This window comes from Polaromonas aquatica (genome assembly GCF_050626995.1).
Taxonomy (GTDB): Bacteria; Pseudomonadota; Gammaproteobacteria; order Burkholderiales; family Burkholderiaceae_C; genus Polaromonas; species Polaromonas aquatica_A.
Map to the genome: position 1 here is coordinate 1,623,064 of NZ_CP192467.1, position 12,202 is coordinate 1,635,265.

Here is a 12,202-nt window from a genome sequence, read left to right on the forward strand (position 1 = left end):
AGCTCGTTACCGGATGTAGGCTGATCGCCTGGGCAAACCTCGCCCCGGGTCGAAACCGTCGTTGTGCTTCAACAAAGCGTTGTTGCGCGACGACACGGGCGCTGCAGCCCTCTATGCTTGCCGCCATGCCAGCCAATCTGTACGCACTGGGCGCCATCGCCCTCTGGACCCTGTTTGCCTCACTCGGGGTGTCGCTCAAACACGTCCCGCCCTTTTTGCTAACCGGTATTGCACTGCTGATCGGCAGCGCGCTGACCTTGCCCATTGTCTTGCGGAACCGGGCGCAATGGAAAATACCCGCCGCCACGCTGACGCTCGGCGTGTACGGTCTCTTCGGCTTTCACTTCCTGCTCTTCATCGCGCTACGGCATGCGCCGGCGGTCGAGGCCAACCTGGTGAACTACCTCTGGCCACTTTTTATCGTGGTGCTGGCGCCGCTGTTTCTGCGGGGCGTGCGCTTGCATACCGTGCATGTGGCCGCGGCCTTGCTGGGTTTTGCCGGCGCTGCGATTGCGATTCTTGGCGCGAGTGGTTCGGACGGTGGCGGCTCTTCTTCAGGCGGCTGGTCATGGGGCTACCTGCCGGCGCTCGGCTCGGCCTTCATCTGGGCCAGCTACTCGCTGCTGACGAAGCGCGTTCCGGCGTTCCCCACCGCCGCCATCGGCCTCTTCGGCCTGGTGTCGGGCGTGCTCTCGCTGCTGTGCCACTGGGCACTGGAGCCCGCGGCCGCGTTGTCTGCACAGGATTGGGGATTGCTGGCCGTGATGGGGCTGGGCCCGCTGGGCGCGGCATTCTTCCTCTGGGACAAGGCGCTCAAGCTCGGTGACGCGCGGCAGATTGGCATCCTCAGCTACCTCACACCGCTGGGGTCCACCGCGCTCCTGATGCTCGTGAGCGGCCGCGCGCTGACCTGGAGCATCGCCCTGGCGGCGGTGATGATCATCGGCGCCGCGCTGCTCGGAACCAGAGCCAAATAGGGCTCCAGGCCTTCAGAAATGGGTGCGAGCAGCTCCTGATTCAATAGCATTCCATAGCACTTTCACTGCCAGGCCCGGCTCCGCATTGCGCACCTCCAGCTCGGCGCCATGCGCTTCGGCCACCAGCCGGCACAGGTACATACCCAGGCCCACGCCGCCCGTCGCGCGCTGGCGTGCGCCGTCAGTGCGGTAAAAAGGCTCGGTCAAATGCGCCAGCTGCGCGGCGTCCACCCCGGGGCCGAAATCGCGCACCTCCAGCATCACGCCACCCTCGGCCGGCTGCAGCGACACCTGCGGTGGCCGGCTGGCGCCGCTGCTGTAACGCAGCGCGTTGTCCAGCAGGTTGCGCACCAGCAGGCGAAGCCGCATGCGGTCCAGCGACAGCGGTGCAAGGTCGGCCGCAAGATCCAGCACCACTTCCGCTGCACCGGGCATTTCGGCCACCGTCTCGCGCACCAGCGCCGCCAGGTCCACCGCCTCGCGTTGCAGCGCGGCATGGGGACTGGCCAGGCGCTCGCTTTCCAGCAGGTCGCTGATCAGGTCACGCATTTCGCCCAGGTCGCGCAGCAGCGCCTCGCGCTCTCGTTGGCCCGCCCCTGTGCCGTCCGGCGTGGTGGGCAACAGTTCCGCGTTAAGCCGGGCGCGCGTGAGCGGAGAGCGCAGTTCATGGCTCAGCGACAGCAGCAAGGCGCGTTTGGCGTTCAGCATGCCTTCGATGTCGTGCGCCATGGTGTTGATGCGCCCGGCCAGGTCCCCGAGTTCGTCGCGCCGGCGCAGGGGAATGGGCGTGTCGAACTCGCCGCGGCCAAAGCGTTCAGCGCCCTCGCGGATGTCGTCCAGCGGGCGCAGCAGACGCCTCACGTAAGCGTACGCGCCGACGAGCAAGCCCACCAGCAAGGCCAGCGTGATCCAGCCAAACATCCCGTGCGGCGCACCTTGCCAGGGCGCGGTGCCGGGGCCAAAGATCACCCGGTGGCCGTCTGCGGTGGTGCGGCTGAGCCAGTCCTTGGTGCGCGCATCGAACACCTTGCGGTCGGGCCTGTCGGGATGCGACTGCCAGTTGACCTGAGGGCCCTCAATCCGGATCGATATCGGCAGCCGCGCGGCCAGCGCCTGGGCCCGCTCCACGTCGGGCGGTGAGCCCAGGTCGGACACCAGCCTGTCCATGTAGTCGCTGATCAGCGGCTTGGCGGCATCACGCCAGCCCGTGGAAAACGCCCGCTGCATGCCGCTCATGAACACCGCCCCCATGGCCAGCGCCAGCAACAGGAACACCGTGATCAGCCGCAGCCGGAGCGAATGCTTCCAACGGTGGCGCCACCGCTTGGGACGCGAGCGCCCGCAAGCCTGCCATTCCTGGCGCTCCCTCCTGCGCTTCATGGCGCACCCGCCTTGCCGGCGGCGAGCGCATAACCCGCATTGCGCAGTGTCTTGATGCAGTCCAGCGGCTCAAGCTTTTTACGCAGCCGGCTCACCACGATGTCGACGGCGCGCGTGTAAAGGTCCGCCTCATGGCCGCGCAGGCGGTTGAGGATGTCGTCGCGGTTGAACACCTTGCCGGGTTCGGCCGCCAGCAGGGCCAGCAGTTCAAACTCCGTGCCGGTCAGCTCGACCTTTTCACCCAGGCGCAGCACCTCGCGCGTTCCCATGTCGATCACCAGCCCCTGGAACACATGGCGCTGGGTCGCTGCAGCCGGTGCGCTTCGCTGGCGCCGCAAGATCGTCTGCAGCCGCGCCACCAGCTCGCGCGGCTCAAAAGGCTTGGGCAGGTAGTCGTCGGCGCCCAGCTCCAGTCCGACCACGCGGTCCATCACGTCGCCGCGAGCTGTCAGCATCACGATGGGAATGTCGTTTTCCTTGCGGATCTCGCGGCACAGGGCAAAGCCGTCCATCTCAGGCAGCATGACGTCCAGGATGGCTGCATCAAAAGCACCGGCGCGCAGCATGGCCAGGCCTTCGCCGGGGCGCAGTGCGCTTTCCAGCACAAAGTCAAAACGGGCAAAGTAGGCGGCCAGCGGCGCAGCCAGGTGCTCGTCGTCGTCAATCAGGAGAATGCGGGGCATGCGGCCATCATAAGAAACCGGCATGGCACCGGAAAAAGTTCACCATGGATCCTGCGGCCCGATGGGCCCCAGATGGGTATACCCAAAGCCGGCGCTGTACTTGAGGCCGTAGCCCAGCAGGCGGTCAAAGCCAATGTGCGCGCACCAGACCAGGCCGCCCGCCACCAGCAGAGGCGCCGCGCCCAGCACGCCGGCCGCCAGCAAACCTACGGCGCCGAGGTAGGAATGCATGGTGTTATAGGCAGCTGCTCCGGCGCGCGGCCCGGCCAGGTAAGCCAGGAAAGACAGGTCAGGCACGAGGAATAGCGCCGCAAACCAGCCCCACCCGGCGCCGAACTGCGCGTAAGCCGCCACAGCGGCGGCCACGACGGCCAGCCCCTCGGCCCGCAGCAGCAAACGTACGCCGCCGTTGGCGCTGCCCGGAGCGACCGCCGTAGCGATGCGGCGCTGGACGGTCCGCACCGCACGGCCTGCCGGGAAGAAAACCGCCTCAGCCACGGTAGCCCCAGCGGCGGCCGCGTTCCATGAAGTCGCGCACTTTCTGCTGTTGTTCAGGACGCAGGTTGTCAAAGAAGTCAGCCGCGGCGGCAATCACTTCCGGGCTGCCGGACTGAATCGCGGCGGTTTTTTCCTCGATCAGTTTTTTGGCACCGGCCTGGTCCAGCTTGTTGCCGGCAAACAGGCCGCGAACGGCGTCACGTGGCTCCGTTGTGCCACGCAAGGCCGTGCGCTGCGCCTGCAGCTTGTCGGCCAGCACCGCGAGCTTCTGCTTTTGCGCGGCGTCCAGGTCCAGGCGTGAACCGACTTTTTCGACCATGCGGGCGCGCGCCTCAGGTGAGCCCGCATCGCCGCGCCAGCCATGGCCACCGTGCGAACAAGCACCCAGGCTGCCGACGATGAGCGCCCCGCCGAAAAGGCCAAGCAGTATTTTTTTGATGCGATGTTTCATGAGGAGCCTCGAAGAAGAAGTGAAGGTTCCTCATGGTGCCCGCGAGCAGGGCAAGGCTGTTTTCGGGGCGGTTGCGGCGTGTTTCGCTTTGTTTCAGCCTCCTCCAAAAAGAGGAGGCTGGCGAGATTTACAAGCGTTTTAGGCTCCTAGCCCAATCAAAATGTGCGCGAGTAGCTATGTTTTTAATAGCAGCCGCAGGCTGACAGAACAATCATCAGCCCTGCAGCATCGCCGCCGGCTCATCGCTGGCCAACACCTCTTCGGCCCAGAGCTGCAACTTGGCGGCATCGGCGCGCAGGATTTGCTGCTTGACCGCCAGGATTTGCGAAGGGTGCATGGAAAAGCTGCGCAGGCCCATGCCCAGCAACAGCCGCGTCATGCTGACGTCGCCGGCCATCTCGCCGCAGACGCTCACGCCTTTGCCCTGGGCATTGCATTCATTGATGGTGTCGGCTATCAAGCGCAGCACGGCCGGGTGGCAGGGGTTGTACAGGTGGGACACCGCCTCGTCGGCACGGTCGATGGCCAGCGTGTACTGGATCAGGTCGTTGGTGCCTATCGACAGGAAGTCAAAGTACTTCAGGAAGAGCTTGAGCGTCAGCGCAGCGGCCGGAATTTCGATCATCGCGCCCAGGCGGACCGGGCCGTACGGTATGCCCCGGTTGTCGAGCAACGCACGCGCGCGGTCGATCAGCGCCATGGTCTGGCGGATTTCACTGCCATGCGCCAGCATGGGCACCAGCAGGTTGACCTTGCCATGGGCGGCCGCGCGCAGGATGGCGCGCAGCTGCGTCAGGAACATCGGCGGGTCGGCCAGGCTCCAGCGAATCGCACGCAGGCCCAGTGCCGGGTTGAGGTGGGTGTCCTGCGCCTTGGCGTGACGATCCAGCGGCTTGTCGGAGCCGATGTCCACGGTGCGGATGGTGACAGGCAGGCCGTGCATGCCTTCAATCGCCTTGCGGTAGGCCTGGTACTGCTCTTCCTCGTCGGGCAGTTTGCCGCTTCGGCCCATAAAAAGGAATTCACTGCGGAACAGCCCGACGCCGACGGCGCCGGCGGCCACCGCGCCGGCCGTGTCCTCGGGCAGTTCAATGTTGGCCAGCAGTTCGACCTTCTGGCCGTCGATGGTCAGCGCCGCGGTGTGCTTGAGCCGGTTCAGGCGCTGGCGCTCCAGTTCGCCCTGGCGCTGCTTGAAGCCGTATTCGGCCAGGATGATGGGCGAGGGGTCGACGATCAATATCCCAGCCTCGCCGTCGATGATGACCCAGTCGTCCTGCTTGATCAGCTGGCTGGCGCTGCGCGAACCAACCACCGCCGGGATGTCCATGCTGCGCGCCACGATGGCGGTGTGCGAGGTCTTGCCGCCCACGTCGGTGGCAAAACCCGCGAAGAGGCTCTGCTTGAACTGCAGCATGTCGGCCGGGGAAATGTCATGCGCGATCAGCACCAGCGGGACGTCCGTGGTGTCGTCGAGCAGCAGGTCCTGCTGCGCCTGCTTGCGGCTGGCCCCCGCCTGGCCCGCGGGCTGCACGGGTGATGCCACACCCTTCATGTGGCGCAGGATGCGCTCGACCACCTGCTCCAGGTCGGCCTTGCGCTCGCGCAGGTACTCGTCCTCCATGTCGTCAAACTGACGCGCGATGATTTCGTACTGGGTGGTCAGCGCCCATTCAGCGTTGTAGTAGCGGTCGGTGATCCAGTGCTTCACGCCGCTGATGAGCTGCTCGTCCTGCAGCAGCATCAGGTGCACATCCAGCAGCGCGGCCAGCTCATGCGGCGCATCCTTGGGCAGGTCTTGCTGCAGGCGTGTGATTTCCTCCATCACCGCATTGCGCGACACCCTGACACGGGTGATTTCTTCCGCCGTTTTGGACGCATCAATAAAGTAGTGCGCCACGTCGGCACGGCTGGACGCCACGAGCACGGCACGGCCAATGGCGATACCGCGCGAGACGGCCAGGCCGTGGACGGAAAAGGTCATGCGGCGCTCCCAGGGTGTTGCGTGGTGGTCGCATTGAGGACGCATTCGAAGGCCGAGAGCTTCACTCCCGGCTTCGCGCCCAGCCATTCATCAAGCGCGCGTCGGGCCTGCCCGGCTTCCAGCGCCGCGATGCCCAGCCGCCATGACCCGTCTTCGCGGGCCGGCGCATCATGGTTATGGCCGCCGTCGGCAAATGGCCGGCCTTCAGAGCAGGCCTTGCACAGGGTGTGGAGCGTCTCCGTCCAGTTTTCCATGGCGACACTGTCCGATTTACAGCGCGCATACAAGTCATCCAGATCAACGCTTGTGGCGTCTTCCACAACAACTTCAAATGTTGAATAGGCAGAGGCCTTGAGCACCTGCAGCTCGTCAAAGACGGCCTTCTCCACGTCGCCGATTTTCCGGTAGCCGTTGGGTGCGCCGTCATGCAGCAGCAAATCGCCGTAGCGCCGGCCCGAAGCCGCCAGGGGGACGCTTTCGATCACGGCCCGGGCCGGGTCGATGCGCCGGGTCCAGATCACTTCGGGCTCACCGTCAACAGCCACCCGGACAGGCGTCGCGCCGATCGGATAGTCGACCGGGCCATCGCCGTCGCCGATGTTGATGCCGTATTGCTTCCAGGCACTGCGCGCATGCGCCCAGTCGCCCAGGGCAGTGGCCGCAATGCCGGCGTTCCAGATGGCGCCTTCGCTGGACGGATCCAGACGGATGGCCTCGAGGTTCGCCTCCAGGGACTCACGCCACTCGCACCGGTATTTGTGCAGCAAGCCGATGTTGTACCAGGGTGTGGCCCAGTCGGGCCTGAAGCGCAGGGCTTCTCGGTAGCAGGTCAGGGCACGGTCATCCTCGCCTTCGTCGTGAAGCTGGATTCCCAGTTCATTGGCGCGGAGCGCCTGGCCTGCCTTTGAAATCCGCCTCGGCACCGGTCACTCCCCTTCGCCGAACTTGTCAGCGATCAGGGCAAGGATGGCGTCCATCGCGGCCTGCTCGTCATTGCCATTGGTTTCGATTTCAACCGTGCTGCCCATGCCGGCGGCCAGCATCATGACGCCCATGATGCTTTTGGCGTTAACGCGGCGCTCGCCCTTGCTCATCCAGACCTCGCAGCCAAAGCTGCCGGCGAGTTTGGTGAGCTTGGCGGAGGCGCGGGCATGCAGGCCCAGCTTATTGCTGATGTTCGTGCTGGTCTTGATCATGATTTCGGCGTACCTGATTTTGCGGTGCGGTGATGGCCACCTGCATCACGCCCTGCGTGGCGCCGATCAGCGCGCGCGCCACCAGCGCATCGAGTGACTCGTGGCGGTACGACACGGTGCGCAGCAGCATGGGCAGGTTGATGCCGGTGATAAGTTTGGAATGAACGCCGTCCACCAGTTTTTGCGCCACATTGCAGGGTGTGGCGCCGAACACGTCGACCAATACCAGGGCGTGCGAGGTGCCGAGCTGCGCCAGCATGATGCGCGCCTGCGCCAGGGTTTCTTCGGGCGGCATGTTGGGCTGCACGTCCAGTGCGGCAATGCCCGCTGCGTTGTCCGGAAACACATGCAGCACGCACTGGCGCAGAGCGGAGGCCAACGGGGCGTGGGCGATGATGAAAATGCCGTTCATTGCGGTGAATTATCAGCTTTCATACTGAGGAAATACCCATATGAGGCGATACAACAACACAAAAACACGGACATGGCCGCCTGAAAACTCGCCACGCGCGCCAGGCCCATCGCGGCAAACACGTCAATCAGGAGGCCGATTCCCCACTGCACGGTGAACACACCGGCGAAAATCATGAGGTTGTAGGCCGAGAGCGCCCGGCCGGCGAGCGAGGCCTTGAAAGCCATGCCCACCGCGGGCTGCGCCAGCCCCATGACGCTGCAACCGATGCAAAAAAGCGCCCAGCCCAGCCATCCGGTAGAAGTGCCGGCGGCGATATTGACTGCCAGAACCGCGAGGCTGAAAGGCACGCCCCAGGTGATCAGGCGGGTAGCGCTCCATCCGTGCCGCGACAGCCAGGGATTCACCATGCCCCAGCCCCAGAAGGTCACCAGCATGCAGGCATTGATATAAAAGAGGCCGGTCGCCGCTTCAAGCGGCGTGTAGCCCGCGACCCGGATCATCCACGGGCCGGCCCACAAGGTTTGCACAGCCACCAGCCCGCCGTAATTGAAAAATGCCAGCGGCGTCATCTTGCGGAAGTAGCGGCTACGCCAGATCGGCGCGTAGCCGGCTTCGGCCGGCGCCGCCGGCGCGGTGGTTTCCATGCCTTCGTGTTTTTTGTTAAGTTGCCATGTAGGTACAACCCAGGCGAGCGCGGCCATCGACAGCAAAATCATCCCGGCCAGCATCCAGAACAGCGGCCGCCAGCCCGTCAAGGGCATGAGCCACTGCACCGGCAAGGTAGACGCCAGCATGCCGAGCGAGCCGGTCATCAGCATCCACGAGTTGGCGCGCAGCACGGTGGCCGGTTCGTACCAGCGGCGGTAACCCGTGAGCGGCGCCATCAGGCAGGCGCTGACGCCCATGCCCACCAACACGCGCGAGGCCAGCAGCCAGGCAAAGCTGGTGGACAACGAAAAAGCCAGGCAGCCCAGCACCGACAGCGCGAGGAAACACAGGATCACGCGCTTGGGGCCGTGGCGGTCCAGCCAGGTGCCCAGCGGCAGCTGCGTGGCCGCAAAACCCAGGAAGTAACCGCCCGCCAGCAAGCCGAGGTCGCGCGCATGCAGCGAGAAGTCCTGCGTCAGCACTGGCGCCAGCGTGGCCGTGATGGCGCGCACCAGCGCCGAGCAGAAATACGCGGCGGCAAACGCCAGGAAAACAATGGCGCCGGTCTTGGCGTCCAGCCGGCCGGGGTGGGAACCGGCAGCGGGCGCGGCGGGGTTCGGAGAAGCCGGCAAGGAAGCGTCTGCGCTGGTCATGAAAGGGAAAACACGTTATTCAAACTTGAGGCTGGAGAAAAACGTCTCGGCAGCCTCGGGCGCGATGCGCGGCGAATACATCACCACCTGGAACACCTGCGAGCCCTGCGCGAAGTAAGCAGCCTGCCCGCTCACCGGTTTGCCATCAGGGCCCTGGCCCTCAGCTTTGACCAGTGAAGCAGGGGGCAGCGTGGCAGCGCCGGGTAACTTGAGCGGCGACACCTGCGGCGCAGGCCCGGCTTTCATGTTGGCCAGCGTAAGGCTTTGCCACTGTGCGAGCACAGGCGCCGCTTTTGCCGCGTCACCCAGGTCCGCCACAGCCACAGCAAAGGTGGCGCCCCCGGCATCACAACCCAGCATCAACAACGGGGTGGCCGGCCCACCCAGTGGAACCACTTTTTCAGCCTTGTCGGGCTTGCAGGGCAAAAGCAGCGCCAGGCGCGTGCCCTCGGGCCGCACTTCGCGCCAGTTCAGCGTGGGGCTGCAGGCCACGAGCAGTACCAGCACTGTCAGGAAAAAAACGGCAACCGGCCGCGGCGAGAGGCGCGCGGCGCCCCTGAAAATCGTAAGCATGCCTTGGACTTTACAGGGGATTCAAAAAACAACCCGTTTTGGGGCAAACCCCTCCGCCAGCCCGCTTTGGCAGCGTTTTTGGGTTGATTTGGGTTGATACAGTACCGGCCAACGCACCAAGCTGGGCACGATGTTTGCTCACGGCTCGCATATGCGCTGATATCAATATTGAAAAAGTTCAGGCTTTGCCATGCCATGATGCGGTCCAACCATCACAACCGTTCAATGACGATGCATTTCAAGACACACCAATTAATCGCTGCGCTGCTGCTGTGTACCGCAAGCTCTGTCTGGGCTTTAGAGTTACAGAACCAGAACTTTAGCGACGATGAAATTTTCTCGGCTGTCGTCAACCGGTTCAAGAAGTCGCTTCAACACCGGTTCAACCCTGCCACTACAGACGAGCGCAAACCTTTGCTGGTGCTGGGGCCAGCGCTGAAGTTCGGTAAAAAAATCCAGTCCCAGTCATTTACCCACCTGACGCAGCAGGAGCTGGTGGCGCAGCAACAGGCTGTTTTTATATTGATAGAGAAGGCGCGCCCGGATCCTGAGCGGATCGAACTCTATGTTGATTACGACATACCAAGCAATGCGTCTTTTGGCGTGCTGAAGGTTTATCCCAAAGATGGCGTGCTGGTCGTTGAAAGTCTTGACAGCTTTCGATCCTCCTCCGGCGCCAGAGCCACTTACGGCAAGCTGTACAAAGGTGTGGACTGCCGGGACAACACCGAAATGGCTTACCGCTGGAACTACTACGAGCGCAACGGCTCCGGCGGGCGTTGCCCTGAAAAGATGTTTACCGAATTTACGGATTACGGCGGTTAGCCGAAACACGCCGTGCCCGCACCCGCCCACCTTCCCGGCACCAACCAGCCCGTCTGGCGCGACAAGCTGTCGCAGCTGCTCGAGTCCACCGGCGAAGGCATTTTCGGCATCGACATGGACGGCTGCTGCACCTTCATCAACCGTGCCGGCGCCGAGCAGCTGGGCTATGCCCCCGCCGACGTGCTGGGCCACAACATGCATGAGCTGGCGCACCACTCCCATGCCGGCGGCGCGCACTATCCCGAGCACCTCTGCCCCATCTTCAACGCCTTTCGCAAGGCGCTGCCCTGCCGCATCGACAGCGAACTCTTCTGGCGCAAGGACGGCAGCGCGTTTGCGGTTGAATACTCGTCGCACCCCATCGTTGAAAGCGGCGTGGTGCAAGGCGCGGTGGTCACCTTTGTCGACATCTCGGCACGCCGCCAGGCCGAAGACGCACTGCGCCAGGCGCATGCCGTGCTGGAGCAGCGCGTGAGCGAGCGCACACAGGCGCTGTCTGAGGCGCTGCAGCACCTGCGCGAGCTCACCGCCTACACCCACACGGTGCGCGAGGACGAGCGCACACGCATCGCGCGCGAGGTACATGACGAGCTGGGTAGCCTGCTGGTGGCGCTGAAGATGGACGTCGGCTGGCTCGACAAACGCCTGGGCGAACAGCAGCAGCGCGAACCCGGCGACGCACAGGCCATGCGCGACACCATGCGCAGCAAGTGCCAGAACATGGGCCGGCTGATTGAAAGCGCGGTCGACAACGTGGGGCGCATCATCACCGACCTGCGGCCCAGCATCCTGGACCACCAGGGCCTGTGGGCAGCGCTGGACTGGCAGGCGCATGAATTCGTGCAGTCGGCCGAACTGAACCTGGACTGGCAGATGGACGTGGCCAATGCGGCACCGCTGCCCGAGCCTTCGGCGATTGCCATCTTTCGCATCTTCCAGGAAATGCTCAGCAATGTAGGCCGGCATGCGGCAGCCAGCCGCGTGGCCATCACCATACGCGCCACGGCCAGTGACATCAGCATCACCGTGCAGGACAACGGCCGCGGCGCCGAAGCCGCGGCCTTTGAAGCAGCCAATGCTTATGGCGTGATGGGCATGCGGGAGCGCGCACGTCACTTGGGCGGCAGCCTGGAGATCACCAGCCAGGTTGGCCACGGCTCCCTCTTTCACCTTCGGATCCAACTATGAGCACCCTCAAAATCCTGATCGGCGATGACCACCGCATCGTGCGCGAGGGCCTGAAGCAGGTACTGGCCGATGCGCCCGACATCGAAGTGGTGGCCGAGGCAGAGACCGGCCCCGACACCCTGCAGCGCGTCGACGCGCTGGGTGGGGACAAAGGCCTGAGCGCCGTGCTGCTGGACATTGCCCTGCCCGAGCGCGACGGCCTGGATGTGCTGCAGGCGCTCAAGAAAAGCTGGCCCCGCCTGCCGGTGTTGATGCTCAGCACCTACCCGGAAAAGCAGTACGCGGTGCGTTGCATCAAACTGGGTGCGGCGGGCTACCTGAACAAGAGCGCGAACCCGGACGACATGATTGCTGCTGTGCGCAAGGTGGCCTCAGGCGGCCTCTATGTATCGGCCCTTGCCGCCGAAGCCCTGGCCAATGCCGTCGGCAACAACGCGGCCCGCAGTGGCAGTGGCGGCACCGAATCGCTGTCCCACCGTGAACACCAGGTGTTCCGCCTGCTCACGGCAGGCAAATCCGTGAGCGAAATTGGTGCACAGCTGAGTCTGGCGGCCAACACCGTGAGCACCTATCGCGCGCGCATCCTCGAAAAAACCGGCACCCGTAACGACGTGGAGCTGGCGCTGTATGCCGAGCGCCACGCCAAAGCGCCGAATTTGTAGGGCTGCCCCTACAGGCCCTCATGGAACGCACCGCCAAATGCAGGCGGCGCCTCCATCACACCGGCTTTAGGC

The 12,202-nt window shown here is 64.4% G+C and carries 14 protein-coding genes; 4 read left to right on the forward strand and 10 right to left on the reverse strand.

The genetic code is table 11. The features are described from left to right. Nucleotides 1-125: 125 nt before the first annotated feature. Nucleotides 126-977 carry a DMT family transporter gene (locus ACQ4MS_RS07755; RefSeq protein WP_431098842.1) on the forward strand — a complete coding sequence of 284 codons (852 nt, stop codon included), beginning with the start codon at nt 126-128 and terminating at the stop codon, nt 975-977. A 12-nt stretch (nt 978-989) separates the two neighbouring features. Here ACQ4MS_RS07755 and ACQ4MS_RS07760 read toward each other — a convergent pair whose 3' ends face one another. From ACQ4MS_RS07760 to ACQ4MS_RS07805, 10 genes are all read right to left on the reverse strand, one after another. After that, complete coding sequence (locus ACQ4MS_RS07760; RefSeq protein ID WP_431098844.1) at nt 990-2,357, reverse strand: sensor histidine kinase; 1,368 nt, start codon at nt 2,355-2,357, stop codon at nt 990-992. Next, on the reverse strand, nt 2,354-3,040 hold the full coding sequence (locus ACQ4MS_RS07765) for a response regulator transcription factor (RefSeq protein ID WP_431098845.1): 687 nt from the start codon (nt 3,038-3,040) through the stop codon (nt 2,354-2,356). The genes ACQ4MS_RS07760 and ACQ4MS_RS07765 overlap by 4 nt, the downstream gene beginning before the upstream one ends. Nucleotides 3,041-3,079: 39 nt before the next feature. Further along, nucleotides 3,080-3,538 (reverse strand): DUF4260 domain-containing protein, encoded by a 459-nt coding sequence (locus ACQ4MS_RS07770; RefSeq protein ID WP_431098846.1) that lies wholly within the window; start codon nt 3,536-3,538, stop codon nt 3,080-3,082. Continuing rightward, the gene (locus ACQ4MS_RS07775; protein WP_431098848.1) at nt 3,531-3,989 is read right to left on the reverse strand and encodes a Spy/CpxP family protein refolding chaperone; all 459 of its coding nucleotides are present in this window, start codon (nt 3,987-3,989) and stop codon (nt 3,531-3,533) included. The genes ACQ4MS_RS07770 and ACQ4MS_RS07775 overlap by 8 nt, the downstream gene beginning before the upstream one ends. Before the next feature lie 214 nt (nt 3,990-4,203). Then, nucleotides 4,204-5,970 (reverse strand): phosphoenolpyruvate--protein phosphotransferase, encoded by a 1,767-nt coding sequence (ptsP, locus tag ACQ4MS_RS07780; RefSeq protein ID WP_431098850.1) that lies wholly within the window; start codon nt 5,968-5,970, stop codon nt 4,204-4,206. Then, nucleotides 5,967-6,893, reverse strand: coding sequence for a tetratricopeptide repeat protein (locus tag ACQ4MS_RS07785; RefSeq protein ID WP_431098852.1), 927 nt, complete (start codon nt 6,891-6,893; stop codon nt 5,967-5,969). Before ACQ4MS_RS07785 ends, ptsP begins: the two co-directional genes overlap by 4 nt. Before the next feature lie 3 nt (nt 6,894-6,896). Further along, nucleotides 6,897-7,166: an HPr family phosphocarrier protein gene (locus tag ACQ4MS_RS07790; protein ID WP_431098854.1), complete on the reverse strand. Its 270-nt coding sequence runs from the start codon at nt 7,164-7,166 to the stop codon at nt 6,897-6,899. Continuing rightward, complete coding sequence (locus ACQ4MS_RS07795) at nt 7,135-7,578, reverse strand: PTS sugar transporter subunit IIA (RefSeq protein WP_431098856.1); 444 nt, start codon at nt 7,576-7,578, stop codon at nt 7,135-7,137. Before ACQ4MS_RS07795 ends, ACQ4MS_RS07790 begins: the two co-directional genes overlap by 32 nt. After that, nucleotides 7,575-8,882, reverse strand: coding sequence for an MFS transporter (locus ACQ4MS_RS07800; RefSeq protein WP_431098857.1), 1,308 nt, complete (start codon nt 8,880-8,882; stop codon nt 7,575-7,577). Before ACQ4MS_RS07800 ends, ACQ4MS_RS07795 begins: the two co-directional genes overlap by 4 nt. 15 nt (nt 8,883-8,897) lie before the next feature. Then, complete coding sequence (locus tag ACQ4MS_RS07805) at nt 8,898-9,455, reverse strand: hypothetical protein (protein WP_431098858.1); 558 nt, start codon at nt 9,453-9,455, stop codon at nt 8,898-8,900. Nucleotides 9,456-9,680: 225 nt separating this feature from the next. Between ACQ4MS_RS07805 and ACQ4MS_RS07810 the strand changes: the two genes are divergently transcribed. The 3 genes from ACQ4MS_RS07810 to ACQ4MS_RS07820 are packed head-to-tail and all read left to right on the forward strand — an operon-like array spanning nt 9,681 to nt 12,130. Next, nucleotides 9,681-10,280: a hypothetical protein gene (locus ACQ4MS_RS07810; protein WP_431098859.1), complete on the forward strand. Its 600-nt coding sequence runs from the start codon at nt 9,681-9,683 to the stop codon at nt 10,278-10,280. A 12-nt stretch (nt 10,281-10,292) separates the two neighbouring features. Then, nucleotides 10,293-11,468 (forward strand): PAS domain S-box protein, encoded by a 1,176-nt coding sequence (locus ACQ4MS_RS07815; RefSeq protein WP_431098860.1) that lies wholly within the window; start codon nt 10,293-10,295, stop codon nt 11,466-11,468. Next, entirely contained in the window at nt 11,465-12,130 is a 666-nt protein-coding gene (locus tag ACQ4MS_RS07820) for a response regulator transcription factor (protein WP_431098861.1), read from the forward strand. Before ACQ4MS_RS07815 ends, ACQ4MS_RS07820 begins: the two co-directional genes overlap by 4 nt. Nucleotides 12,131-12,202 lie beyond the last annotated feature (72 nt).

What these genes read in the sequence shown, in the direction of transcription:
- ACQ4MS_RS07790 (WP_431098854.1), bottom strand. Translation starts at nt 7,166, where the DNA reads ATGATCAAGACCAGCACGAACATCAGCAATAAGCTGGGCCTGCATGCC.
- ACQ4MS_RS07820 (WP_431098861.1), top strand. Translation starts at nt 11,465, where the DNA reads ATGAGCACCCTCAAAATCCTGATCGGCGATGACCACCGCATCGTGCGC.
- ACQ4MS_RS07765 (WP_431098845.1), bottom strand. Translation starts at nt 3,040, where the DNA reads ATGCCCCGCATTCTCCTGATTGACGACGACGAGCACCTGGCTGCGCCG.
- ACQ4MS_RS07810 (WP_431098859.1), top strand. Translation starts at nt 9,681, where the DNA reads ATGACGATGCATTTCAAGACACACCAATTAATCGCTGCGCTGCTGCTG.
- ACQ4MS_RS07805 (WP_431098858.1), bottom strand. Translation starts at nt 9,455, where the DNA reads ATGCTTACGATTTTCAGGGGCGCCGCGCGCCTCTCGCCGCGGCCGGTT.
- ACQ4MS_RS07755 (WP_431098842.1), top strand. Translation starts at nt 126, where the DNA reads ATGCCAGCCAATCTGTACGCACTGGGCGCCATCGCCCTCTGGACCCTG.
- ACQ4MS_RS07775 (WP_431098848.1), bottom strand. Translation starts at nt 3,989, where the DNA reads ATGAAACATCGCATCAAAAAAATACTGCTTGGCCTTTTCGGCGGGGCG.
- ACQ4MS_RS07795 (WP_431098856.1), bottom strand. Translation starts at nt 7,578, where the DNA reads ATGAACGGCATTTTCATCATCGCCCACGCCCCGTTGGCCTCCGCTCTG.
- ACQ4MS_RS07760 (WP_431098844.1), bottom strand. Translation starts at nt 2,357, where the DNA reads ATGAAGCGCAGGAGGGAGCGCCAGGAATGGCAGGCTTGCGGGCGCTCG.
- ACQ4MS_RS07800 (WP_431098857.1), bottom strand. Translation starts at nt 8,882, where the DNA reads ATGACCAGCGCAGACGCTTCCTTGCCGGCTTCTCCGAACCCCGCCGCG.
- ptsP (WP_431098850.1), bottom strand. Translation starts at nt 5,970, where the DNA reads ATGACCTTTTCCGTCCACGGCCTGGCCGTCTCGCGCGGTATCGCCATT.